Source organism: Geobacillus sp. CAMR5420 (genome assembly GCF_000691465.1).
In the GTDB taxonomy this organism is placed as follows: Bacteria; Bacillota; Bacilli; order Bacillales; family Anoxybacillaceae; genus Geobacillus; species Geobacillus thermoleovorans.
In genome coordinates this window covers 40722-65505 of record NZ_JHUS01000032.1, presented here as the reverse complement: position 1 = coordinate 65505, position 24784 = coordinate 40722, and the positions used below count along the sequence as shown (strand labels likewise).

Here is a 24784-nt window from a genome sequence, read left to right as displayed (position 1 = left end):
GCTTAAACGGACGGACCGGCCCAAACGGCAAGTTGTTCGTCCAAAAACTGGACAAGTTCGCGCTTCAACGACGGTCCGTCAGCGCTTGAAATGCCGATGCACGATGGGCAGCCGTCCGCACACGGGCAACGTTCGACCCATTCTTTCACATGTTTCATGATCTCTTCATACCGTTCAAACACCGCCTCCGACAGGCCGACTCCGCCTGGATAGCGATCATAAAGGAAAATCGTCGGCCGTCCGGAATGCGGCGCCTTAAGCTGCGGCACGACGTGAAGATCGGAGCGGTCGCACATGACAAACACCGGCACGAGATGACCAAGCACATTGGCGATGCCGACAAGGAGTTGTTCAAACAGCGCCGGGGAAAACCGTGACGGCACCGCCTCCCACTCGATCCACGCCGCCGATGTATGCAGCGTTTCCTCGGGAAGCCGGATCGGCCCTGATCCGATGTTTTCAAACGTCGACAGCTTCAGCTTTTTAAAAATCGTCGCCATCGCTCGGACCGATACATCACCGTAACGCACCGCCATTTGTCCGCGCGTTTCGCTCCGGTCTTCCGACAGCACATCAAGCCGGACAGCCAAATTGGCGTCCGTAAAATATTCCACATCCACTTGGCGGACGTACGCCTTTTTCTCCTCCCAGTCGAGCTTTTCGACTTGGTATTGTGCTCCTTCGTGCAAATAAATCGCTTCATCATGAAGCAGCGTCATCGCGCTGAAGCGGTCCATTTCGCCAATGACGCGATGGCGGGCGGTGTCAGAAATATCGATGATGACGACGTTTTCCTGAGCTGCGGAGCGCAAACTGATATCATGCGCCGGAAACGCGTCGCTCATCCAATGCCAGCGCCCAGCGCGTTCGTTTAGCACCCCTTGCTCGGCCAAAAAGTCGAGCACCTCTTCGACCTCGACGCCGCCGAACGTCTCGCCGCGCCGGAACGGAAGCTCATAGGCGGCGCATTTGATATGATCGACCAAAATGAGCAGATTGTCCGGGTTGATGCGCGCCGCCTCCGGCGAGCGGGCGAAAAAGTATTCTGGATGGGAGATGATGTACTGATCGAGGGGGCTTGCGCTTGCGATCATCACAACGAGCGAATCGCCCTGGCGCCGGCCGGCGCGCCCGGCTTGCTGCCACGTGCTGGCGATCGTTCCCGGATACCCTGTTAAGATGCACGCTTGCAATTGGCCGATATCAACACCGAGCTCGAGCGCATTCGTGCTCACCACACCGATAATCTCCCCGCTGCGCAACCCTTTTTCAATGGCGCGCCGCTCGTTCGGCAAGTAGCCGCCGCGGTAGCCGCGGATCGTCGTATCGCCGATTCGTTCGTTCACCACCGCCTGCAAATGGCTTAAAATCAACTCGACACGGACGCGGCTGCGGGCGAAAACGATCGTCGGAATGCGGTTGACAAGCAGCTGTCTTGCGAGCTCAACGGCCGTTTTTGTCGCGCTTTGGCGGATGTTCATCGTCCGCTCGACAACCGGCGGATTGTAAAACACGAAATATTTCCGCCCGCGCGGCGCCCCATTGTTGTCAATAAGCGTCACCGGTTCGCCGATCAGCCGCTCCGCCAACTCTTTCGGATTGGCGATCGTCGCCGACGTGCAAATAAACGTTGGTCGACTCCCGTAAAAGGCGCAAATGCGCTTTAAGCGGCGGATGACGTTCGCCACATGGCTGCCGAATACGCCGCGGTATGTATGCAGTTCATCGATGACGACGTAGCGCAGCTGTTCAAAAAGAGAAATCCATTTCGTATGGTGCGGCAAAATGGCCGTATGGAGCATATCTGGGTTGGTGATGACAATATGGCCCGCTTGACGGATTTTTTGCCGCAGCGCCGGCGCCGTGTCGCCGTCGTATGTATGGCTGTAAATCGACACCCCCATCTCGGCGATGATCTCGTTTAGTTCATTTCTTTGATCTTGAGCGAGCGCCTTCGTTGGAAAGATATACAGGGCGCGGCTCGATGGCTCTTTGGCAATGGCATCGAGCACCGGCAAATTGTAGCAAAGCGTTTTCCCTGAAGCGGTCGGCGTCACGGCGACAATGTTCCGCCCGCTTTGGACCGCGTCATAAGCGGCCGCCTGGTGCGTATACAACGAAGCGATGCCGCGCGCTTTGAGCGCCGCGCCAAGCCGCGGATCGAGTTCGTCTGGAAACGGAACGAAATTCGCTTCTTTCGGTTCGATTTCATGCCAATACACGACATTCGGATCTTGGCGAAGCTGTTCGATCCATTCCGAAAGCGTCTGTTTTCTCACGTCGCATATCACCTCGTTTCTATTTTACATGCATTCCGTTTGTTTGCACTACAAAAAACGCCCACCCAGAGGCAGTCCTGTCTCGTTTCAAACTGGCAGACAACCGATATATCGGAGCCGGCCGAACGACAGAACGTTCGATTGTATCTGAACAGTTTTGGAAAAAGGATGCCTTCCTCTCATCTTCCCCGCCAAGGCGGCATCCACAGGGTCATTCTTCTTGGCACAAAAAAACGTCCAGCCGCTACAGCTGGACGGAATGGGCTCCACGATAGCCGAGCCTTGCCGACAGTTCTTTGCCGATCTGCCGCATGCGCACAGTGAGCGATGTGATGCGGTCGTCCGTCATGCGGATCGTCGGGCCGGAAACGCTGATCGCCGCGACGACGCCGCCAGTATAGTCAAAAATCGGAACGGCAACACATCGGATACCGTACTCGTTTTCTTCCAAGTCAAGCGCATACCCGTTTTGCCGGACGGTCTCAAGTTCGCGGAAAAATGCCTCGCGGTCGGTGATTGTCCAATCGGTATGCTTCGGCAGTCCTTTCCGATCGATGATCTCTGCAGCCACCGCGGGCGGCAAATGGGCTAAAATGGCCTTGCCGACCGCCGTACAATGCATCGGAGCCCGCTTGCCGACTTTGGAGTGCATGCGCAGCGTCTCCGTTCCTTCCAATTTTTCAATATAAATGACTTCCCCTTGATCATAGACGACGAGGTGGATGACCTCGTTCGTTTCTTTTTCGAGCACGCGCAAATATGGCTTCGCCTCTTGGCGCAAATCGATCGAATCAAGCAGCCTTGAGCTGAGCTCTAAAAACTTGTAGCCGAGCTTATACCGCTCCGTTTCCGGATGTTGTTCGATATAGCCGTATTGGGCAAGCGTCGTTAAAATGCGGTACACCGAACTTTTGTTGATGTCCATTTGTTTCGCGATTTCCGTCACGCCCAGCCCGTCCTTTTTCGTGCTGACGATTTCGATAATTTGCAGCGCCCGGCGGACCGATTTGACCGTGTTTTCTCGTTCCATCGCATTCACCTCGATTTGTTCTCTCCGCTCGCCATTATACACGAACAGCCGGGCTTTTGCAGGCGGGAGAGCAGCGCAGGCGCGCATGGCAGCGAGCGCCGCCTTAACGGACGGAACGTATTCACCGTCAGGACGCGCCTGATGCCTTGTTTGGCCCAGAGATGCCGCAGGTTCGTTATGAACGTCGGATGGAAACGGCTGGCGCTTTGGCGGCGACGAACGTATTGCGGAGCGTGCCGATGCCGTCCACATCGCATTCAATGACCGTCCCCGGGCCGACAAGCTCGGCGCCGACCGGGCTTCCCGTCAAAATGACGTCGCCCGGTTGCAGCGTCATGACATGAGACAAATACGAAATCATTTTGCTGATGGAAATGATCATCAGCTTGGTCGAGCTGTTCTGCTTTTCTTCACCATTGACCCGCGCTTTCACCGATACAGCCCGAGGATCGAGCTCTGTTTCAATGACCGGGCCGAGCGGTGTAAACGTATCGAACGATTTTCCGATCGTCCAATGGCCGTCCGGGTGGAAAAACTGCGGCGCGGTGACATCGTTGGCGACCGTATAGCCGAAAATATACGACCACACGTCTTCTTCGCTCACCTGTTTTGCCTCTTTGCCGATCACAACCGCCAGCTCGGATTCAAATTTCACTTCACCAACCCCGCTCGGAATGACCACCTCCGCTTCCGGCCCGACGACCGACGAGGATGGTTTAAAGAAAAAGACAGGAATATCTGGCAGTTCCACCGGCAGCTGTTCACTGGAGGCCACATAGTTGGCGCCAATGCCGATCACATGGCGCGGCGCAAGCGGCGCCACGAGCGAAACGCGATCATAGCGAAATACGTTTCCCGTATAATCCCAAGCGGTGAACATATTTCCTTCGATTTCGCGGATCACTTCACCGTTCACCACACCGGCGCGAATCGCGCCATCAGCGAAAAAACGGGCAAATTTCATCGATGGCTACCCCTCTCTGACACGATTTTGTTCCTCAACTTTTTCCTTGACTCGAGCCACCCCGGTCTCCATGGCGGCACGGGCGACGGCGGAAGCGACGGCCTCGACGACGCGCCGGTCAAACGGGTTCGGGATGACATACTCTTCCGTCAGCTCTTCCGGCTGGATGAGCCCGGCGATGGCTTCGGCAGCGGCAATTTTCATCGCCTCATTAATTTGCGTCGCCCGCACATCGAGCGCGCCGCGGAAAATGCCAGGGAATGCCAACACGTTGTTCACTTGGTTCGGCAAATCCGACCGGCCGGTCGCGACCACGGCGGCGCCGGCGGCTTTTGCCTCATCCGGCATGATCTCAGGCACCGGATTGGCCAAGGCGAATACGACCGCCCCGCGGTTCATCGTCCGAACCATCGCCGGCGTCAACGCCCCAGCAACCGAGACACCGATAAACACATCCGCGCCTTGAATGACGTCCGCAAGCGTCCCGGAGATACGGCGGTGATTCGTTTGCCGGGCGATTTCTTCCTTGATAGCGTTCATCCCATGCGAGCGCCCTTCATAAATCGCTCCTTTTGTGTCGCAAACGATCAGTTCGCCGACTCCGATCGACAGCAGCAATTTGGCGATCGCCACCCCGGCAGCGCCGGCGCCGTTGATGACAACCCGGCAATCGGCAAGCTGTTTGCCAACCACTTTCAAGGCGTTCGTCAGCCCAGCGGCCACGACAATCGCCGTGCCATGCTGATCATCATGAAACACCGGGATCGCCATCTCTTGGCGAAGACGCTCTTCAATGACAAAGCAGGCGGGGGCGGCGATATCTTCCAAATTGATGCCCCCAAACGCCGGTTCCAGCAACTTGACCGTTTGAATGATTTGTTCCGGATCTTCAGTATCGAGGCAAAGCGGCACGGCATCGATCCCGGCGAACGCTTTGAACAAGGCGGCTTTCCCTTCCATGACCGGAAGCGCCGCCCGCGCGCCAATGTTGCCAAGCCCAAGCACCGCCGTGCCATTCGAGACGACGGCGACAAAATTTCCCTTCACTGTATAGTTGTACATTTCGTCTTGGTCGACGTAAATTTCTTTGCACGGTTCAGCCACTCCCGGCGAATAAATGAGACTTAAATCATTGGCATTCACGACCGGCACTTTCACTTCAACTGACAGCTTTCCTCTTGCCTGCCGATGGACAAGCAACGCTCGTTCTCGCAAATGTTCCATCACTGATCCCTAGCTACTAGCCTTCCCCATCCCCTTGTACCGCCTTTTGTGCTGCTTTGCGTTTGACAACCGGCCAATAGTAACTAGGAGCTGCCTCCTTTCTCCATTTATTTTCTTAATTTTCTGATCATAATAGATAGGAAGGAACAAGGTCATCCATCCCTTGTTCCTTATACAACTTTTGGCGTTTATTGCTGAATGGCGGCAAATTTCGCTTTTGCTTCTTGACGGCGGCGGTGCAAAATCGGCTCGGTATAGCCGTTTGGCTGTTCATAGCCGCGGAAAATGAGATCGCACGCCGCTTGGAACGCCACCGAATCATCGTAATTCGGCGCCATCGGACGATAGTTCGGATCGCCGGCGTTTTGTTCGTCGACGACTTTCGCCATCCGCTTGAGCGTCTCAAGCACTTGCTCTTTCGTGCAAATGCCATGATGGAGCCAGTTGGCGAGAATTTGGCTCGAGATGCGAAGCGTCGCCCGGTCTTCCATCAGTCCGACGTTGTGAATGTCCGGCACTTTCGAGCAGCCGATCCCTTGGTCGATCCAGCGGACGACATAGCCTAAAATGCTTTGGCAGTTGTTGTCGAGCTCTTCTTGAATCTCTTCCGCTGTCCATTGCGGATGGTCAACGACCGGGATTTGCAACATGTCGTCGCGATAATCGTTCCGATCGTTCGCCAGTTCGCTTTGCACAGCGGAGACGTTCACTTGATGGTAATGAAGCGCATGGAGCGTGGCCGCTGTCGGCGACGGCACCCATGCCGTATTGGCGCCTGCTTCGAGCTGCGCTCCTTTTTGCTTCAGCATTTCTGCCATCAAATCCGGCATCGCCCACATTCCTTTGCCGATTTGCGCCCGGCCGCGGAAGCCGGCGGCAAGCCCAACGGCGACGTTCGATTTTTCATACGCCTGCAGCCAAGTCGATGATTTCATCTCGTTTTTGCGCAGCATCGGCCCCGCTTCCATCGACGTATGAATTTCGTCTCCGGTCCGGTCGAGGAAGCCGGTGTTGATAAAAATGATGCGGTCGCGCACTTGGTAGATGCAGTTTTTCAAGTTGAGCGACGTGCGGCGCTCCTCGTCCATCACGCCGATTTTAATCGTATTCCGCTCAAGGCCGAGCATATCTTCGACACGGTCAAACAGCTCGTTGGCAAACGCCACTTCCGCCGATCCGTGCATTTTCGGCTTGACGATGTAGATGGAACCTTTGCGCGAATTCAAGTAGCGTGTATTGCCGATGAGCGAATGTTTCATAATCAAGCTTGTAATGACGGCGTCCATGATCCCTTCATGCACTTCCTCGCCATTCGCATGCAAGATCGCGTTGTTCGTCATTAAGTGCCCGACGTTGCGCACGAACATGAGCGAACGGCCCGGCAGCACGAGCTCCCCGCCATCCGGCGTTTTGTATACGCGATCCGGGTTCAGGGAGCGCGTCATGATTTTGCCGTTTTTCTCAAATGTCGCTGTCAAATCGCCTTTAACGAGACCAAACAAGTTGCGGTAAACGAGCACTTTGTCTTCGGCGTCAACGGCCGCCACCGAATCTTCACCGTCCATGATCGTTGTCACGGCCGCTTCTAGGACAATGTCTTTGACCCCGGCTTGATCCGTTTTTCCGACCGCATGCTCGCGGTCGATTTGAATTTCAATGTGAAGGCCATTGTTCTTCAGCAACACCGCTGTCGGATGTTGCGGGTCGCCTTGGAAGCCGACGAATTTTTCCGGCTCTTTCAGCCCCGTCGTCGCCCCGCCTTCTGTCGTCACGACAAGCTGGCCATCAACAATGGCGTACTGGACAGCGTCTTTATGGGAATATTGCGCCAGCGGCACCGCTTCATCTAAAAACTGCCGCCCGTAGGCGATGACTTTCGCCCCGCGCACCGGGTTGTACGACGAACCGCGCTCGGCGCCGTCTTCTTCGCTGATGGCATCGGTGCCGTACAGCGCGTCGTACAGGCTGCCCCAACGGGCGTTGGCAGCGTTTAATGCATAGCGGGCGTTCGTCAACGGAACGACGAGCTGCGGCCCGGCTTGCACGGCAATTTCATCATCGACATTGTCGGTCGTAATCTCAAAGTCCTCGACTTCCGGCTCCAAATAGCCGATGTCTGTCAAAAATGCTTTATATTCGTTAAAATCAAAGCGGCCGCGATGCGCTTTATGCCACTCATTCAATTTTTCTTGAATTTCGTCGCGGCGGGCGAGCAATTCTTTGTTGCGCGGCGTCAAGTCGGAAATGAGCGCGCCGAAATCGCTCCAAAACTTGTCTTGATCCAACCCGCTGTTCGGCAGAAGCTCCTCGTTGACAAAGTCGTACAACACTTTGGCGACTTGGATGTTCCCTTTTTGTACGTATTCGCCCATTATTCTCTTCCCCTCTCTTGTTTCTTATTACGAAACATCGTTTCTCAATTTCTCTAAAAAGATGATACCATGAAACGAAATGACTGGCAATCGTTTTCAAAAAATTTTCATTTCACTGTCGACGGCGTCTTTGTCTCTACACAACGCCCCGGCGTCGGGAACAGCTTGCCGGCGTTGAGCAAGTTTTTCGGGTTAAACACGTCGCGGATTGCCGTTTGCGCCAAAATTTCCTCATCAGTGAAAATGAAGCGCATCTCTTCTTTTTTCTCAATGCCAACGCCATGTTCCCCTGTAATTGATCCGCCGACCGCCGCGCACGCCTTGAGGCATTCGCTTCCGGCGGCAAGCGCCCGCTCCGTCTCCCCAGGCTTGCTCGCATCAAACAGCACAAGCGGGTGCAAATTGCCGTCGCCGGCGTGGAAAATGTTTGCGATTCTCAGTCCATACTTGCGGCTGATATCGGCGATTTCCCGCAGCACTTCCGGCAGACGGCTGCGCGGAATGACGCCATCTTGCACTAAATAGTCAGGCGAAATCGCCCCCATGGCGCCAAAGCCGGTTTTCCGGTTCGCCCACCAGCGGGCCCGTTCTTCCTCTGACTGGGCGACTTTCACTTCGCGCACATGATGGCGGCGGCAAATCGTTAAAATATCGTTGATTTGTTCGTCGATCCCGGCGGAAATGCCATCCACTTCAATGAGCAACAGCGCGGCGATGTCTTTCGGATGCCCGACCGGAAACGCGGCCGCTTCGACCGCCTCGATGGCCGTTTGGTCCATCATCTCGAGCGCCGCCGGCACGATTCCAGCGGAAATGATGTCAGAAACGGTCTGGCTCGCATCTTCCACTTCGTCAAAATAGGCGAGCACCGTCTGTTTGGCCTCGGGATTTTTCAACAAACGGACGGTGATTTTTGTCACGATGCCAAGCGTCCCTTCCGACCCGGTCAGCAGCCCGAGCAAATCGTAGCCTGGCGGATCGGGAACGCCGTTTCCGCCGATTTCAATCACTTCGCCGTTCGGCAAGACGACTTCAAGCCCTAAAATATGGTTCGTCGTCACTCCGTATTTTAAGCAGTGGGCGCCGCCAGCGTTTTCAGCGACGTTGCCGCCGATCGTGCAGCAATATTGGCTTGACGGGTCGGGCGCATAGTAATAGCCGCGGTGGGCGACCGAGTTCGTCAACTTCAAGTTGACAAACCCCGGCTCGACGACGGCGCGCCGGTTTTCGAGATCGACGTGCAACAGCCGCTTCATCCGCGTTAGGCTGATGACGACTTCGCCGTTTAGCGGAATCGCCCCGCCGCTTAACCCCGTGCCGGCGCCGCGGGCGAGAAACGGAAGATCATGCTCATGGCAGTATTTGACGACCGCCGCCACTTGCTCCGTGCTGTTTGGAAATACAACCGCCCTTGGCAAATGGCGGTGGACGGTGAAGCCGTCGCAGTCATACGCCATTAAATCTTCTTTCCGGTATAAAATCGCCTGTTCCCCAACGATGCGGGCGAGCGCTTGGATGTGCGGGTCGTTCGTTGCAATCGGCCGTTTTCTCATATGCGCACGTCCTTCCCTTCTTCTTTTTGGTACGCCCAATCGAGCAGCTGCACCGTATGGACGATTTTTTGGTTTCGTCCATGTTTCATGACGCCAAGCGCCATTTGCAGCATGCAACCTGGATTGCCCATCGAGATCAGCTCCACCTCTTGCGGCACGTGTTGCATTTTGCTCTCAAGCACCGCTTGTGCCATCTCCGGATGGGTGAGGTTGTAAATGCCGGCGCTGCCGCAGCAACGATCGGCGTTTGGCATGGCGACCATTTCCACCCCCGGAATGCTTTCAATCAAAGCGCGCGGCTCTTGGCGGATGCCCTGGCCATGGGCCAAATGGCACGCATCATGGTAGGTGAGGCGCACGTTCAATTCCGCTTTCGGTGGTTTGAAGCCCGTGTCATGCAAAAATTTGGACACATCCTCAACTTTGGCGGCAAATTGCTCCGCCTTTTCATGCCATTCCGGGTCATGGCGGAACAGTTCCGGATATTCTTTCAACATGCAGCCGCAGCCGGCGGCGTTAACGATGACATGGTCGACATGTTGAAACGCCTCAATATTTTGCTTGGCGAGCTTCCGGCCGGTTTCGCGGTCGCCGGCGTGAACGTGAAGCGCCCCGCAGCACGTCTGGTTCGGGACGATGACGACATCGTTGCCGTTATGGGTCAATACACGGATCGTCGCTTCGTTAATATCACTAAACATAACATCCATGACGCATCCGGTCAAAATCGCGACGGTTCGCTTTGTTTCCCCCTTCGCCTTAATGAGCGGCTGATGTTTATACTTTCTCCGAACCGGCGTACCGACCGCTGGCAAAATCGCCTCCATCTCAGCCAAGTGATCGGGCATGACACGCAGCAGTCCGGTTTTGCGCGCCACCGTCTGCAAGCCGCTTTTTTGGTACCATTTCAGCAGGCGGCCGAGCCAATCGAGGCGCGACGGATGCGGAAAAATGCCTTTTAAGAAAACGTCGCTGACAAGCGCCTTCCAACCGGTGAGCGGAACCGCCTGGCGGAGCTGGCCGCGCACTTGTTCAATGAGCCCACCGACATCGACATCGGCCGGGCAAGCCGTCGTGCATGCACGGCAATCCAAGCACGTAAAAATCGGATCGAGCAAATCAGGCGTCAACTCAAGCTTCCCTTCGCCGACCGACTTCATCAAATGAACGCGGCCGCGCGGAGAGTGCTGTTCTTCACCCGTCTGTTCGTACGTCGGGCATGATTCTAAACACATGCCGCAATGAACGCAATCAGCCCACTTGCTCGGGTCCGGCAAATCGTGAAAACGATAGTTTCCAAGACTCGCGGTCGCACACGCCGGGCTGTCCGCCCGCTCATTGGTCATCGTGCTCATCATTAAATCCCCCCAATAAAGCGTTGATCGTTGACCGTTTTGTTCGGATCGATTTTTCGCTTAATGCCTTCGAGCAGGAAAAAGTACGACGGCTTTCCGCCCCAGACGTCGACGCGCTGGCGCAGCGAAAGCGGCAAATGTTTCACAATCGCGTAGCCGCCCAGGCGAACCGCTGCCTGACGCAGCTCCTCTATTGCCGCCAACACTCCTTCTTCACTCCCATGTACATACGCCTGACAAAGCCCGTGGCCCAATCCGCCGTGCGCCTCAAGACGGACGTGGCAGCGATCAGCGATGAGAACGCTTTCCCGCAAGACAGCGAGCACATCCAAGTTGACGACGCCGATTTTCACCGCCGCTTCCACGCCGTTTTTCGCCAACGCCAGGCGCCCGTTCGGCGCCGCTGTATAAAACGCCTGCCAAAAGGCGGAAGCCTCCTCAGCAGCTAAAATGGACATTTCCGCCATTTTCGGCCGCAGCCGTTCCACCCATTGTTCTTGGTAATGGACGGCGTTTTCCACATCTTCAAACCCGATCACAAGCGTATAAACCGGCCGTCCCGTCAGCCGCTCGGAAAGCGCCGGGTTAAGCAGTTCAAAGCAAACCGGCTCCATCATCGTATCAAGGAAGGAAACCGCAAACGAGCGAATATCATGAACATCGCCGGTTGGAAATGACAATAAAACAACACTTTCATATTTTGGCAGCGGCCGGAGCTTGAGCGTAATCTCGCTCAGCACCCCGAGCGTCCCCATCGCCCCAATGAACAACTTATTCATATCGTAGCCGGCGACGTTTTTCACGACTTTGCCGCCTGAACGGATGATCGTCCCATCTGGGTACACGATGCGCATCCCGATGACGGAATCGCGCGCCGACCCGTAGCCGAGACGCTTCGGTCCGCTGTCGTTGGCCGCAATCACTCCGCCGATCGTCGCTTCCTCCGGCCAAAACGGATCTAAGGCGACCTTTTGTCGATGCGGAGCGAGCGCGCGCTGCAAATCACCAAACACCGTTCCGGCTTTGACAGTGACCGTCATATCGGCGGCCGCATGTTCGACAATGCCGGCATAGTGTTCCAACGACAGCAAGATGTCCGCCTGTTCCCGATGCCCGCCAAATCCCCGTTTTGTGCCGCGTCCAGCGATGACGACTTTTTTGCCATGGCGGTCGGCATAGCGGAGCACCGCAGCGATTTCTTCCTCTGCTCGCGGATAGACGGCCACCGCCCCATCATTGCCGAGGGGATGGAACGATTCATTCCGTTTGATCTGTTCTGGATGCAAAAACGCCTGCAGCTCCTCAATCCATGTCAATGAAAGCATGAGCGCCCTCCTTCGTTTCGTAATAAGAAACATCGTTTCTTTTTATCTGTAAAAAAAAGCGAACCGCTCGAACCGTTTTCTTTATCAGGCGGAGGGTGTCCCAAAAGAATCAGGACACCTTTTCTGATCACCGTCATATATACAAGTGATTTAGCGCAAAACAACCTTTGGAGCCAACCCTCCCTGCTACTTCTATTAAACCATCGCTCCTCCATTTTTTCAACGAATTTTTTGAATTTGACGATCATTTTGTCCATTCTGTCTCTTTTACCACCACCCCGACCTGCTGCTCGAGCGGCTGAATGACCGCGGCCATATCCAAGTCGGCAAGGCCTGCGGCGATCGCTGCGGCAAACGCTTTTTCCGCCTGCATGCCAAGACGGTGGCCAAGGCCGATCTCGTCCATCAACTCGTTCGCCAGGCGCACGTCCTTGTGCACATACTTCACCGCCCCGCCAGGAGTGAATTGACGCGGCAGCACGAACTGCTCCATATGGCGGCGCAGCATCCGGCTGTCTCCGTAGCTTTCTTTTAACAGCCGATACAGCTTCCCGGCATCAAGCCCATAAGCGACGCCAGCGACCATCGCTTCCGCCGCGGCGACGGAATGGACAGCAACCAAGTACTGATTGATCACTTTCGCCGCGCTGCCGGCGCCGCTTTCTCCTAAATATTCAACCGTTTTTCCTAACACCCGAAGCAACGGGCGCACCCGCTCCCATGCTTCTTTCGCCCCGCCGACCATGATCGTCAGCGCCCCTTGCTCCGCCCCTTCCGGCCCGCCGCTTACCGGTGCGTCCAAATAGGCGACGCCGTGCTCATCGGCGCGCCGAGCGACAAACCGACTTGTTTTCGGACCGACGGTTGTAAAATCAAGGCAAATCGTCCCCGGACGGGCCGCGCTAAGGACGCCGCCTTCACCTGTATACACCTCGATGACATCATCCGGCATCGATAAGCACGTGCAAATGATATCCGCCTCACCAGCCAGCTCTGCCACTGTCGCCGCCTGTCGGGCGCCAAGGTTGACAAGCGGAACCGCTTTTTCTGTCGTACGGTTGTACACCGTAACATTGAATCCCGCTTCAAGCAGCCGTCTAGCCATGCGCGAGCCCATCACGCCCAATCCGATAAAGCCGACGCGTGTCATCGTCCGCCTCCCCCTTTCATTCCGCGGTATTCATCATACCAGACAAAACTTTCGCTGCTTTTCCCTGATGGAATGTACTCAAGTCCAATCGCTCCATTGTAGCCGTGCTCTTGCAAAAATGCGAAAATCTCGCGATACGGAAGCTCTCCCGTCCCCGGCTCATGCCGCCCGGGGGCATCAGCGAATTGCACATGCGCGATGAGCGGTGCGTAGTCGGCAAACGTCGCTGTCACATTGCGTCCGAGCCGAGCCATATGATAGACGTCATATTGCAATTTCACATTCGTCCGGCCGAGATCGCGGATGATCGCGGCCGCTTCCTCAATATCGGTTAAAAAGTAGCCGGGCATATCGAACGGATTGATCGGTTCAATCGTCAGCGTCAAACCATGAACAGCAAGCGTTGCAGCCGCTTCGTCAATGCGGCGCATATACGTCTCCTTCGCCCGCTCGCGCGGCAAGTCCCTTGGCAACACTCCGGCCATGCAATGAAGATTCGGCACACCGAGCGCGAGCGCATAACGCACTCCTTCCTCCAGTGCACGCCGGAATTCATCATGACGGTCAGAAAAAATGGCGAGCCCGCGCTCCCCCTTTTCCCAATCGCCAGCGGGCAAATTCAGCAAAACAAGCGACAGCTCAAGCTGCTCGAGTTCATCAGCAATCGCCTCAGGAGCCACCGAGTACGGAAACTGGCATTCAACGTGCGAAAACCCGTGCTGCTTCGCCTTGGCAAACCGGGCGAGAAACGGCGCTTCCGTGAAAATCGTCGAAACATTGACGGCAAACTTCATCATGAGGCCCCTTTCTTCTCCATTTCTTTCTTTTATTCGCCCCACCCTTTGCCGATTCCTGCCTCACCGCGTTTCACCTTTCATGCCGTAAAAAAACAGCCGCACCATGTCTTCGACCAACCGCTCATTATACAGGGAAGCCGGAATTTTTTCCGACAGCTCCCGCCATCCGTTCAAGTAAAGCAACAACGCCTCGATAGATAAACGCGGGTCAACTTCCCCTTTTTTCTGGGCTTCGCGAATCATGTCCACCACCAGCGGCAGCACCCGCGTTTCATTTAGCAGCTCGATCGAACGGCGAAATTCTTCATCCTCCTGCATCCAGCGCAGCATCACATCTGCCCAACCTTCTTTAAACAATTTCACCTCTTGGAAAATCGTATGCTTCACCTTTTCCTCAAACGATCCCGCTTGTTTCAAAAACGCCTCGTATTCATCCACTTGCCGGACCACGTCATCGAGGAGCGTTTCGCGGATGAGATTTTCCTTGCTTCCGAAATAATTGTAGATTGTCACCGGCGATACATGGGCCTGTTTCGCGATCTCTTGGATCGTCACCTCGCGCGGGTCCCTTATTTTTTGGAGCAGCTCCAGCACCGCCTGCTTGATCGCCTGCTTTTTTTGTTCTGTCCGCCTAGCAAAGCCGTTCATCCAGCACCACCTTCCACTCTGTTTTTCTTTATCTATTCTACTTCTAACTATAATGAAATATAAATAAAAACAAATTACAAAATTCATTGATGAACCACCAAACAATGACGTATAATAAAAATGAAATATTTAAACATAAATATTTCAAAAAATCAGCTCTAGGGGAGGTCATGCCATGATCGAACTACAACAGTTAACCAAAGTCTTTCCGAACGGCAGGGGGATTTTTGATGTCACCTTAACCGTCCATGAAGGGGAAGTGTTCGGATTTTTAGGGCCGAACGGCGCGGGAAAGTCCACGACGATCCGGCACTTGCTTGGATTTCTGAAGCCGACGAAAGGCCGCGCCGCCATCAAAGGGGTCGACTGTTGGCAAGAGTCCGTAAAAGTGCAGGCGTCAATCGGCTATTTGCCCGGTGAAATCGCCTTTCCCGACGGAATGACCGGGATGGAACTGCTCGACTTGCTGGCTGGGATGCGGCGAATGAACTCGACCCGCTACCGTGATGAGCTGATTGAACGGCTGCAGTTGGATGTCCGACTTCCGCTCCGGAAAATGTCCAAGGGAACAAAGCAAAAAGTCGGCCTTGTCGCTGCGCTCATGCATGATCCCGAGGTGATCATTCTCGATGAACCGACATCCGGCCTTGACCCGCTCATGCAACAAACGTTCATCGATCTTATTCGTGAAGAAAAGCAAAAAGGGAAAACGATCTTTTTGTCTTCACACATCTTTCCTGAAATCGAGCGGACGTGCGATCGAGTAGCCATCATGAAAGACGGCCGCCTGATGGCCGTCAATGACATTCATGAACTGCAATCGATGCAGCGAAAGCTGTTTGACGTCATGTTGTCCCGCGAAGAGGATGTCGCGAAACTGCTCGCCTCGCCGCTCGAGGTCGTCCACCATGCCGGCCGCCGAGTCTGCATCGCCGTGCAAGGAAACTACGATGCCTTCATTCGCGAGCTGGCTCAATACCAAGTGCAAAGTATCGATCTCCGCACACAAAGCTTAGAAGATATTTTTCTGCATTACTATGATCGCCGGGGGGACGAACGATGAATGCCGCATTATATAAACATATGGTCAAAGCGCAGGCCAAAACGATCATCAGCTATTCGGTCGGATCAGCCTTTTATATCGCGCTGATCGCCGGCGTCTATCCATCGTTGGCCGATTCCAAAGCCATCAATCACTATCTTCAACAGCTGCCGGATGAGCTTCTGAAAGTGTTCAACATCACCGGCATGGGCAACCTGCTCGAATTCATCGCCGGGGAGTATTACGGGCTGCTGTTTATTTTAATCGGCTCGATTTATTGCATCACCGCCGCCAATCAACTGATGGCGCGGCCCATTGACCGTGGTTGGATGGCCTATTTGCTTGCGACGCCGAATTCGCGGCGAACGATCGCCTTCACCCAAGCGCTCGTACTGCTCACGGGATTAGCGGCCATCGTCATCTTGACAACCGCAGCTGGTTTTGCCGCCGACGCGTGGTTCGTTGCCGATGATGCTCTCGATGCAGAGCGGTTCCTGATCATGAATGCGATTGGGTTCCTTCTCTTTTTCGCCATCAGCGGCTATTCGTTTTTCTTCTCCGCCATAGCCAGCGACGAAAAGCGGGCGCTTTCTTTATCTGGCGGGGTCACCGTTCTGTCTTACAGCTTGGACCTTATCGGCAAGCTGGCTGAGAAAGCGGAATGGCTTCGGTATGGGTCAATCTTTGCCGCCTTCGAACCCGGAAAAATCGCCCAAGGCCAAGCCGAATGGCTCCCTGTCTCCCTGTTGTTATTGGCGATCGGCGCCCTCGGCTACACGGTGGGGATCAGTTTCTTTTCCAAACGCGACTTGCCGCTTTGATCAATGCCACCGTCATGGAAAAAGAGGGTGTCCCAAAAGGATGGGGACGCCCTCTTCCGCCTCCATATATGCGTGCTGACCGCTTCTTTAACACTATATGTTGTGCCTATCTTAAAGACAGACGGCCTTTTGGGTCAGCCCCTTTTTGGCGCTCAATCCTCATCGCTGGCGAAAAAACGCAAAATGTAGACAAACAAATTGATGAAATCAAGGTAAATATTGACGACAATCATCGGGATATCCGCTTCCGTAAAGCCATAGCGGGCCAAACGGTTGATGTCGTAAATCGTAAAGCCAAGGAAAATCAAAATCCCCAAAGCGGCGATGCCCATTTGCCCGACGCTTGAGAATGGGATGAACCATTGGATGATCAGCAAGCCAAGAAGCGCAAACGCGCCAAGCATCAAAAACCCGCCGAGGAACGAAAAATCTTCTTTCGTTCTCGCCGCGTAAATGGCAACGCCGGAAAACGAGACGACGGCCAGCGCAAACGCTTTGAACACCGCCGCTGCGCCGATGACGGACAAGTAATAGCCGATGAGCGGATAGAGCGTCGCCCCCGAGACAAACATAAACGCAAACATGAGCGGATAGCCGACCGCTTTTTTGCTGCGGGCGAAGATCATCACCAAAAGCAAAATGAGTTCCAAGCCATAGAGCGGCAAGTACATCCCGGCCGGCACCCATTGCCCGGCATACAGCCCTGCGGTCGCAACAGCCAGCGCCGCTAAAAAGGAAACCGCCAACTTCGCCACCGGGCTGTGCGGACGATAAACGGTCGAATGGTTCATGGCAACCCCCTCCTTTTTCTTTCTAGTTTAGCATATATTTGTTTCTTGTCACAGCCCTTTCTTTTGGATTGACGCAGACGGCATGACCCATCGTTCAATCGATCGAAACCAGCGGGCGGCAAACCATTTTTTCAGCACCGGCGGAACGACAAGCAAAATGAAAAAAATGCGGAACATTTGATAACTTGTCACAACAGCAAGATCGGCATGCGCTTCCCGCGCCAAAATCCCCATTTGATCCATACCCCCCGGCGCCAAAGCGATGAACGCTGTCAAATACGGCACGCCATGCAAAACCGTTAAGACAAATGCGGAAGCCATGGAAAACAAAATGAGCGCAAGGCCGGTGGCCATCGCGGCCAGCACCGCTCTTCCTTTTTCCGCGATGCGGGCCGGTTTCAGCATGACGCCTAGGTAAGCCCCCATCGCGATTTGCGCGATATCCAACAAAGGAGCAGGCAAAGGCGGCGCCGGCGCCCCGGCCATGACCAGAGCCGCTGTTCCGATGATCGGGCCGAGCAAATAGGCAGTCGGCAGTTTGATGCGTCTTCCGATGATCGCGCTGGCGACTGTGACGATCACATACAGCCAAACAAGACCAACGCTCCAATGCGCCTCTTGTCCGCTTTCTGCGCCCGTCCCTGCCTCAGCGCCGCCGGAAAAGAACGGGCTTAAGGCGATGAGGGGAACGAGAAATACAACGCCCATCAGGCGCATGACTTGAAAAAACGTGACAATCGTGGCATCGACACCGTCGAGCTCTTCGCCCAACACAAGCATTTGCGACAATCCGCCGGGGATGCTGCCGGTGACGACTGAACGGAGCGGAATCTTTGTCCATCTCGCGACAAGGCAAGAAACAAGGAAGCTAAACAGCAAAATCAACACCGTCGCCAGCAACATCACCGGCAATTGCCGGCCCATCTCCACAAGCGTTCCTGCCGTCATCGATGCCCCTAGCGTATAGCCGATCGGAATAAGCGCAGCGTTGCGAATGCCGACCGGCCAATACAACTTTCCCTTCAAAAAACGACCAACCAAAAGCAACGCAGCTGCTGGACCGAGCATCCAATGGAGCGGAACGCCAAACAAGGCGAAAATGAAGCCGCCGAGCGCCGCGATCACCAGCGTCAACGCAATGCGCGCCATGTTGTTCCACTTCTCTTGTCTTTTCGAGGCCAAGCGAACACCTTCTCTCTTCCTTTCGCAACGACTTTCACCGAATAAACCATTCTCTGTTTTCTCTCCCTCATGCACATAGCGAAAGCCTTCAGCCGTCCATAGTCAATACATCGTCAATACACACAGCGATGAGACCGTGCAAACAAGAAGAAAAAGATGGAAAAACAAAAAGGATCATTGATATAATATTGTCTGATTCAGTGACATACTCCCACCACCTACGCTTCACTTAGAGGTGGGGGCTTCTCGGGTAATCCCATCTCATGATGGGAAGTTGACCGAGCGATCCCCGTGTGCCCCACGGTTTTACTGAAATTCATCTCCCACTTTCACTTCGTTTCGAAGTGGGAGACTTCTTTCGGAAAGATGTTAAAAATGGAGGAATTCGAAATGGTTCATGAAATCCGTCTCTGTTTTTATCATTCCGACCATGACGCAACGCTGCGCTCGTTCTATCTACCAAAAGAACAGCAACGATTCACCGCACTCCCCGCTGAGGCGCTCAAAGCATGCTCCGAGGAAAAAGAAAGAAAGCCGATTGTCATCCTTCATCAAGAACGACCGGTCGGTTTTTTTGTTCTCCACACCGGCAAACGATCAAACAAAAGCATTCCTCTTTGTTTTGCAGAGAGGAATGCTTCACTTCCCAATGAAAGGCAAGAAATCCTCGCTTTTTTCGTCGATCGACGTCCGCTTAATCAGCGAATAAATCGGATGACAAATACCGCTCGCCGGAATCGGGCGCCATGCAAAGGACGCGGGCGCCTTTGGGGAGCTGTTTCGCCACTTTGATGGCGTAATAGGCACTGGCAGCGGCCGAAGCGCCGACCAAAATGCCTTCCTTCGCCGCCAGTTCGCGCGCCATCTGTTGGGCATCCTCATCTTTGATCAAAAAAATGTCATCATAAATCGAGCGATTTAAAATTTTCGGGATAAACCCCGGACCCGTGCCGGGAATTTTGTGCGGCCCCGGCTTGCCGCCCGACAACACAGGCGAACCGTACGGTTCAACGACGTAAATGCGCAAATTCGGGATGCGTTTTTTCAGCTCCTCCCCTGTTCCGGTCACCGTCCCGCCGGTGCCGGCGGTTAACACGAACGCATCGAGCCGTCCATCAAATGCTTCATAAATTTCCACCGCTGTTGTATGCCGGTGTGCATCCGGATTGGCCGGATTTTCAAACTGCATCGGAATAAAGCTGTCAGGGATTTCGCTAGCAAGCCGGTTTGCCTCATCGATCGCCCCTTGCATCCGCTTCTCCGCCGGCGTCAAATAGACTTTGGCTCCGTACGCCTTTAAAATTTTCACCCGTTCGACCGTCGCATTGTCGGGCATCGTAATGATGCAGCGATATCCCCTGGCGGCGCACACCATGGCCAGGCCGATGCCGGTGTTGCCGGACGTCGGTTCGATGATCGTGCTTTTTCCCGGTGTAATTTTCCCTTCCGCCTCCGCGCGTCGGATCATTTCCCAAGCGGGCCGATCTTTGACGCTTCCGCCTGGGTTGAACGATTCGAGCTTTATGTATACCTCTGCCCCGTTTGGATCAGGAAGGCGGCGCAACTTGACAATCGGCGTGCCGCCGATCAAATCTAAAATCGAGTCATACAATTTCACGATCGTCCCCAACCTTTTGCAAAATATTTGTTCGTCCCATTCATTATAAATGATTTTTCCTTTTTCATTCAAACAGTCTGTCCGGTCCGCAGCACCAGGCGTTTTTGGATCGCTTTTCGCAAAAGGACGTTCATTTAGCCGGATCGATTGCGATTTTTCCTCTGTTCTAGTCCGATATTCCCCCTTATAATAAAAAATAAACGATGGAAAGCGAGGTGGCTTTTTTGGCATCTGCGGCACAGCAGCTCGTCACCCATTTAGAAGCCCATTTGCCGAACTTTCTCGCGTATTGGCGGCAACATATGAAAATTGCCGACGATGACAAATACATCGATCATGTCGAACAAAACGGCTTAGCAGTGTTTGAGCTGGTCAAAGAAGCGCTGTTGCGGTCGCTATCTAGCGAGACGGTCGAACGGTTAGCCAACAAAATCGCGAAAGAACGTGCGGAAATGAATGTCGGCATCGGAGCTCTCGTCTACAACGTCAACCTTGGGAGGCGGCTCGTCATCAACCACGCGCTCGCCGCGCCGCTGTCGGTCGACGAGCTGTCCCCGCTCATCGACCATTTGAACGAGCTGTTTGACCAATTTCTGTTTCATGTCATCACAAAATACAATGAGTTAAAAGAAAAAGAACTGCATGAAAAAAACGCGCTCATTGCCAGATCGCATCAAGACCGGCTGACGCTGCTCGGACAAATGTCATCGAGTTTTGTCCATGAGTTTCGCAATCCGCTTACGGCTATTATTGGTTTTATTCAATTATTGAAGTTTGAGCATCCGCATCTTCCTTATTTAGACATTATCGACCATGAGTTGCAGCAGCTGAAATTTCGCATTTCGCAATTTTTGCATGCCTCACGCAAAGAAATTGTTGAAAGCGAAAAGGAAACGTTTTCACTTCACCAGTTGTTGGAGGAAATTATCGAGTTTTTATACGCCACGATCGTCGACAGCGATGTCGACCTTTCGGTGGCGATCGATGAATCCATACATATATTTGCCTATAAAGATCAGCTGCGCCAGGTGCTGGTAAACATTTTGCTCAACTCGATCGAAGCGGTGAAAGAGAGGGAAAAACCGCGGCGGATCAACATCGCCGCCCGTTGCCAAGACGGAAGCATCATCATCGAAATCGCCAACAACGGTCCGTCCATTCCGGCCGACATTGTGGAAACGATTTTCGAGCCGTTTTTTACGACAAAAAAACTCGGAACCGGCATCGGCCTGTACATTTGCAAAAAAGTGATTGAAGACCATGGCGGAGATATCCGCTGTTTATCCGATGAAGACATGACGACGTTTTCCATCCGCCTCCCTGCATAATGAACAGCGGAAATGGGCATGATGGATGAAAAAAGGTGATGCCGATGAAAACGTTTTGGAAAGGCTGGTTGGAGCAGGCGGCAAGTGCCATCCGCGAATGGCTCGAGCGGGAGATGCATTCGTTCGCCGAGCTCGCTGCGTTCATCCGCCATCATCCGGATACCGTTCGACAAGAACGCACATGGCTTGGCTTGACGTACCGGTTCTACTCGCTCACGATAAACGGAGTGTCATTGAAAATGGAAACGAAAGTCGCCCGTGAAGGCAAGGAGCGCATTCTCTTTTTATCGGTCCATGCTCCGCGTACGAAAGCCGCTGTCTACCGCGCCTATGACGAAGACGGCGATTTGGCGGACATCATCGCCACTCCGCCGCTGTCCCAAAAAACCGCACCAGTTTGACCACGGTGCGGTTTTTTCATCATCATTTCGCGAAAAAGCCCCGCTTCCGAGCGAAATGAAAGCAGGAAGAAAGGTCAACCTTTCATGCCCTGCAGCCATTCTTGGTAACATTCCGGACAAAGCGTTTCTTCGTGTTCTTCGCCATTCGTATGGAACGATACGTAATGCACCTTGTCATCGCACTCGCACTGACAGTAAAAACATGTTTCGCTCATCGCTTTCCCTCCCTTGCCTATTAGTGTGAGCCGTCTTATAACAGCGTTGCAAGGGAACTATTCCCAGCGGCATGAGCACAGAATAAACGACGCTCGATGCGATCAGTGCGACGTGAGCGACAACAAATAGTCCAATACCGCCTCTTGCTCTTCCTTCGTAAACCCGGCTTGATGGTCGATCCAATACCGGTGCCCGGCGCCGGTCACATGCACCGACTTTAGAGCTGGAACGGCGGCATTCGCGGCAATGACGCGGCCGCGCCACGTCCGGTCGATCAGCGCCCGCAGACTGTTGCGCGCATCAGGGGCGATGCCTTTTTGAACGGTGCCCGAAAGCCCGAGCTCACCGTTCGGCCCAACCGCCACGCCGCCGTCGTGCAAATACGGCGCACTCCACGCCAGGCCGATGAGGCTCGGCACTTTATACCCGCCCGGCGAATCACCGTGGGCGAAGGCAAGCCTGAGTTGTTTTGGATCTAAACGGTTCGTCGGCACGTTCAATACTTTCGCCCCCTTTGGGATCGGGACCGGCGTATCCGGAGCGTACAACACGGCCTCTCCGAACACTTTTTCTGTCTTTTTCAGTGCTTTCGCCCGCGACGGTTCCGTGCCGATGACATTCGCCGCCACGACGCGGTTGTTCGTCAAATACGCCCCGGCATGGCAGCGGATGCAGCCGGCGCGGACAAACACCTCTCTTCCTCTCGCCGCCCGCTCCTCGCTGATCCGTTCATTTGGCGGCGGAGGATTGAGCGTATTTTGCCAAGCGGCCACGGCATTGTTTTGCTCATTGAACCGATAACCCGGCTCGCTGACGATCAACCCATCTCTGTTTGCTCGCTTCATACGGCGCAATATCGCTCCCATCCGGCACAAACGCATACTCGCCCCGGCGCAAAAGAAGAACGGCGCCGGCGGCTAAGAGAAGGAGAACAGTAACGCTTAGCACACTAGATGCAATCAAAACGTTTAACATATCTTGGACAGAAAAGCCGCTTATCTATTTTTCGACTGTCGAGGGCAAGCCACAGGCTTGCCCCCGTCACGCCTTGGCGTGGCGGAAGACTGAACAACCACCCGCTTCCTAGACCCATACATGAGGCTGAAAGCGGCGTTGTTCGGTCTCCCGACAGTCGATCAAATGCTCGGCAAAAGCCGCAAATGTGAAAACTTCAAATTGCATCTGTATGCAATCGGTCGGCCGCTGAAGAAGAAAATGGGATTTCACCATGGCAAAAGGTGAATCCCATTTTTCATGATTTGTCCGTCAATCGCCCATCCTAACAACAAAGGAGGTGAACAGCGTGAAACGCCGATACCGAATATGGGCCGCGGCCAGCGCGGTTGTTGCTCTACTCGTTGCCGCAGCCGTCTTGGGGCGACCGGCTCCAGAAGAAAACGCCCCGGCTCCACCGCGGCTGAAGCCGTTTGACGCCGAGGTCGCACCCACCCATCCAACCGTTGTCGCCTTAGACAGCTTAAGCGCAGGCGAGCAGCTGAAACAGCAGTTGAACAAGCACCCGCGCATTCGGGAAATCCTCCATAATCGCCGCGGTGACCGAAGCCATTATTTCGCCAATGAGATCGTGGTCCGCTTTCGGGCATTGCCATCGGAAAGCCGTCTTCAACAAATGGAGGCAGCCATCGCCGGCCAGTTCATCAAGCAGGTCGACCACGTGTTTGTATTCCGCTCGCGCGAGCAAACGTATGAGGAAATGCGCCGCTATTTCCGCTCTCTTCCAACGGTTGATTATTGCGAACCGCACTACATTTACATGCAAAATGAGTGGAACAAGCCGGCGCCGGTGCCGAACGATTCGTTTTACGCCCGCTACCAGTGGAACTTGCCGGCCATTCATACCGAAGACGGCTGGACGCTGTCGCGCGGCAAGCGGAATGTGCCTGTCGCCATCATCGACAGCGGAGTCGATTTGACCCATCCCGATTTAACCCGCCGCCTTCTGCCCGGATATAACGTATTGGCCGACGACCGCTCTCCGAATGACGAAAACGGCCATGGCACCCATGTCGCTGGCATTATCGCCTCACAGCCGAACAACGGCGAAGGAGTCGCCGGCATAACATGGTTCAACCCGATCATGGCCGTCAAAGCATTAAATGCGGACGGCTATGGAACGAGCATTGATGTAGCGAAAGGAATCCGCTGGGCGGTCGACCACGGGGCAAAGGTCATCAATTTAAGCCTTGGCAACTACCAACCGTCCTCGGTGCTTGAGGAAGCGATCCGCTACGCCGACGCTCATGATGTCGTGCTTGTCGCCGCTTCCGGCAACGACAGCACGTCGCAGGCGAGCTTCCCAGCCGCTTATCCAGAAGTGATCAGTGTTGGCGCTGTCAACCCGGATCTTTCCTATGCGCTTTATTCCAACTACGGCGACTATATGGATGTCGTCGCGCCTGGAACGAACATTGCCAGCACGTTTGCCGGCCACCGGTACGCCGCCCTTTCCGGCACGTCGATGGCCGCGCCGCACGTCACCGCGCTCGCCGCTTTGATCCGCTCCGTCAACCCGCGGCTTTCGAACGATGAAGTGCGCGACATTATTCTCGAAAGCGCTGACGATTTGGGAGAGAGAGGAAAAGATCCGTATTACGGCTATGGGCTGATTAACGTCTACCGCGCGCTCGAGCTGGCTAAGCGATAACCGATGCTCCTTCCGCCAATGAT

General features: G+C 54.4%; 20 protein-coding genes and 1 pseudogene. 5 read left to right on the top strand and 16 right to left on the bottom strand.

All coding sequences use genetic code 11. The annotated features are described in order from the left end of the window. Nucleotides 1-2 precede the first annotated feature (2 nt). The 11 genes from DI44_RS08840 to DI44_RS08895 form a co-directional block, all read right to left on the bottom strand. Nucleotides 3-2279 carry a DEAD/DEAH box helicase gene (locus tag DI44_RS08840; RefSeq protein ID WP_015374717.1) on the bottom strand — a complete coding sequence of 759 codons (2277 nt, stop codon included), beginning with the start codon at nt 2277-2279 and terminating at the stop codon, nt 3-5. 244 nt (nt 2280-2523) lie between these two features. Further along, complete coding sequence (locus DI44_RS08845) at nt 2524-3309, bottom strand: IclR family transcriptional regulator (RefSeq protein ID WP_033025320.1); 786 nt, start codon at nt 3307-3309, stop codon at nt 2524-2526. Between the two features lie 175 nt (nt 3310-3484). Beyond that, nucleotides 3485-4273 (bottom strand): fumarylacetoacetate hydrolase family protein, encoded by a 789-nt coding sequence (locus DI44_RS08850; RefSeq protein WP_015374715.1) that lies wholly within the window; start codon nt 4271-4273, stop codon nt 3485-3487. A 6-nt stretch (nt 4274-4279) separates the two neighbouring features. Continuing rightward, nucleotides 4280-5497, bottom strand: coding sequence for a malic enzyme-like NAD(P)-binding protein (locus DI44_RS08855; RefSeq protein ID WP_011231030.1), 1218 nt, complete (start codon nt 5495-5497; stop codon nt 4280-4282). 188 nt (nt 5498-5685) lie between these two features. Further along, nucleotides 5686-7869, bottom strand: a complete 2184-nt coding sequence (locus DI44_RS08860) for a malate synthase G (RefSeq protein ID WP_033025262.1) — start codon at nt 7867-7869, stop codon at nt 5686-5688. 107 nt (nt 7870-7976) lie between these two features. Next, complete coding sequence (locus DI44_RS08865) at nt 7977-9422, bottom strand: FAD-linked oxidase C-terminal domain-containing protein (RefSeq protein ID WP_013145472.1); 1446 nt, start codon at nt 9420-9422, stop codon at nt 7977-7979. Continuing rightward, the gene (locus tag DI44_RS08870) at nt 9419-10780 is read right to left on the bottom strand and encodes a (Fe-S)-binding protein (protein WP_014195676.1); all 1362 of its coding nucleotides are present in this window, start codon (nt 10778-10780) and stop codon (nt 9419-9421) included. Before DI44_RS08870 ends, DI44_RS08865 begins: the two co-directional genes overlap by 4 nt. After that, the gene (locus DI44_RS08875) at nt 10780-12102 is read right to left on the bottom strand and encodes an FAD-binding oxidoreductase (protein WP_033025261.1); all 1323 of its coding nucleotides are present in this window, start codon (nt 12100-12102) and stop codon (nt 10780-10782) included. The genes DI44_RS08870 and DI44_RS08875 overlap by 1 nt, the downstream gene beginning before the upstream one ends. A 244-nt stretch (nt 12103-12346) precedes the next feature. After that, a complete protein-coding gene (locus DI44_RS08885; protein WP_033025260.1) occupies nt 12347-13252 on the bottom strand; it encodes an NAD(P)-dependent oxidoreductase in 906 nt (301 codons plus the stop codon). Beyond that, a complete protein-coding gene (gene hyi / locus DI44_RS08890; protein ID WP_031213236.1) occupies nt 13249-14046 on the bottom strand; it encodes a hydroxypyruvate isomerase in 798 nt (265 codons plus the stop codon). The genes DI44_RS08885 and hyi overlap by 4 nt, the downstream gene beginning before the upstream one ends. 63 nt (nt 14047-14109) lie before the next feature. Continuing rightward, nucleotides 14110-14697, bottom strand: coding sequence for a TetR/AcrR family transcriptional regulator (locus tag DI44_RS08895; RefSeq protein WP_033025259.1), 588 nt, complete (start codon nt 14695-14697; stop codon nt 14110-14112). Nucleotides 14698-14872: 175 nt separating this feature from the next. On the opposite strand from DI44_RS08895, the gene DI44_RS08900 reads away from it, so the two are divergent. Together DI44_RS08900 and DI44_RS08905 are read left to right on the top strand one after the other, a co-directional pair. Then, nucleotides 14873-15760, top strand: a complete 888-nt coding sequence (locus DI44_RS08900) for an ABC transporter ATP-binding protein (RefSeq protein ID WP_020755706.1) — start codon at nt 14873-14875, stop codon at nt 15758-15760. Continuing rightward, entirely contained in the window at nt 15757-16560 is an 804-nt protein-coding gene (locus tag DI44_RS08905; RefSeq protein ID WP_020755707.1) for an ABC transporter permease subunit, read from the top strand. The genes DI44_RS08900 and DI44_RS08905 overlap by 4 nt, the downstream gene beginning before the upstream one ends. Nucleotides 16561-16712: 152 nt before the next feature. On the opposite strand, the gene DI44_RS08910 is transcribed toward DI44_RS08905, so the two are convergent. The 3 genes from DI44_RS08910 to cysK form a co-directional block, all read right to left on the bottom strand. Next, nucleotides 16713-17351, bottom strand: a complete 639-nt coding sequence (locus tag DI44_RS08910; protein WP_020755708.1) for a Bax inhibitor-1/YccA family protein — start codon at nt 17349-17351, stop codon at nt 16713-16715. 48 nt (nt 17352-17399) lie between these two features. Then, complete coding sequence (locus DI44_RS08915; RefSeq protein WP_033025258.1) at nt 17400-18533, bottom strand: AbrB family transcriptional regulator; 1134 nt, start codon at nt 18531-18533, stop codon at nt 17400-17402. Between the two features lie 694 nt (nt 18534-19227). Continuing rightward, nucleotides 19228-20151 carry a cysteine synthase A gene (cysK, locus tag DI44_RS08920; protein WP_033025319.1) on the bottom strand — a complete coding sequence of 308 codons (924 nt, stop codon included), beginning with the start codon at nt 20149-20151 and terminating at the stop codon, nt 19228-19230. A gap of 224 nt (nt 20152-20375) precedes the next feature. Here cysK and DI44_RS08925 point away from each other — a divergent pair, with 224 nt between their 5' ends. Further along, complete coding sequence (locus DI44_RS08925) at nt 20376-21479, top strand: sensor histidine kinase (protein WP_033025317.1); 1104 nt, start codon at nt 20376-20378, stop codon at nt 21477-21479. A gap of 38 nt (nt 21480-21517) precedes the next feature. Then, a complete protein-coding gene (locus DI44_RS08930) occupies nt 21518-21880 on the top strand; it encodes a hypothetical protein (RefSeq protein WP_050483832.1) in 363 nt (120 codons plus the stop codon). Between the two features lie 74 nt (nt 21881-21954). Here the strand turns inward: DI44_RS08930 and DI44_RS19155 are convergent, their stop codons facing one another. Together DI44_RS19155 and DI44_RS08935 are read right to left on the bottom strand one after the other, a co-directional pair. After that, a complete protein-coding gene (locus DI44_RS19155; protein ID WP_164977981.1) occupies nt 21955-22095 on the bottom strand; it encodes a hypothetical protein in 141 nt (46 codons plus the stop codon). 102 nt (nt 22096-22197) lie between these two features. Further along, nucleotides 22198-22923, bottom strand: a pseudogene (locus DI44_RS08935) (electron transport protein); the annotation flags it as partial. 476 nt (nt 22924-23399) lie between these two features. Between DI44_RS08935 and DI44_RS08940 the strand changes: the two are divergent. Further along, the gene (locus tag DI44_RS08940; RefSeq protein WP_033025255.1) at nt 23400-24761 is read left to right on the top strand and encodes a S8 family peptidase; all 1362 of its coding nucleotides are present in this window, start codon (nt 23400-23402) and stop codon (nt 24759-24761) included. The last annotated feature ends 23 nt before the right edge of the window (nt 24762-24784 follow it).

Bases quoted from the DNA above. Each gene is read 5' to 3' on its own strand.
- DI44_RS19155 (WP_164977981.1), bottom strand. From the start codon at position 22,095: ATGAGCGAAACATGTTTTTACTGTCAGTGCGAGTGCGATGACAAGGTG.
- DI44_RS08855 (WP_011231030.1), bottom strand. From the start codon at position 5,497: ATGGAACATTTGCGAGAACGAGCGTTGCTTGTCCATCGGCAGGCAAGA.
- DI44_RS08930 (WP_050483832.1), top strand. From the start codon at position 21,518: ATGCCGATGAAAACGTTTTGGAAAGGCTGGTTGGAGCAGGCGGCAAGT.
- DI44_RS08905 (WP_020755707.1), top strand. From the start codon at position 15,757: ATGAATGCCGCATTATATAAACATATGGTCAAAGCGCAGGCCAAAACG.
- DI44_RS08885 (WP_033025260.1), bottom strand. From the start codon at position 13,252: ATGACACGCGTCGGCTTTATCGGATTGGGCGTGATGGGCTCGCGCATG.
- DI44_RS08875 (WP_033025261.1), bottom strand. From the start codon at position 12,102: ATGCTTTCATTGACATGGATTGAGGAGCTGCAGGCGTTTTTGCATCCA.
- DI44_RS08850 (WP_015374715.1), bottom strand. From the start codon at position 4,273: ATGAAATTTGCCCGTTTTTTCGCTGATGGCGCGATTCGCGCCGGTGTG.
- DI44_RS08860 (WP_033025262.1), bottom strand. From the start codon at position 7,869: ATGGGCGAATACGTACAAAAAGGGAACATCCAAGTCGCCAAAGTGTTG.
- DI44_RS08845 (WP_033025320.1), bottom strand. From the start codon at position 3,309: ATGGAACGAGAAAACACGGTCAAATCGGTCCGCCGGGCGCTGCAAATT.
- DI44_RS08870 (WP_014195676.1), bottom strand. From the start codon at position 10,780: ATGATGAGCACGATGACCAATGAGCGGGCGGACAGCCCGGCGTGTGCG.
- DI44_RS08865 (WP_013145472.1), bottom strand. From the start codon at position 9,422: ATGAGAAAACGGCCGATTGCAACGAACGACCCGCACATCCAAGCGCTC.
- DI44_RS08910 (WP_020755708.1), bottom strand. From the start codon at position 17,351: ATGAACCATTCGACCGTTTATCGTCCGCACAGCCCGGTGGCGAAGTTG.
- DI44_RS08895 (WP_033025259.1), bottom strand. From the start codon at position 14,697: ATGAACGGCTTTGCTAGGCGGACAGAACAAAAAAAGCAGGCGATCAAG.
- hyi (WP_031213236.1), bottom strand. From the start codon at position 14,046: ATGAAGTTTGCCGTCAATGTTTCGACGATTTTCACGGAAGCGCCGTTT.
- DI44_RS08900 (WP_020755706.1), top strand. From the start codon at position 14,873: ATGATCGAACTACAACAGTTAACCAAAGTCTTTCCGAACGGCAGGGGG.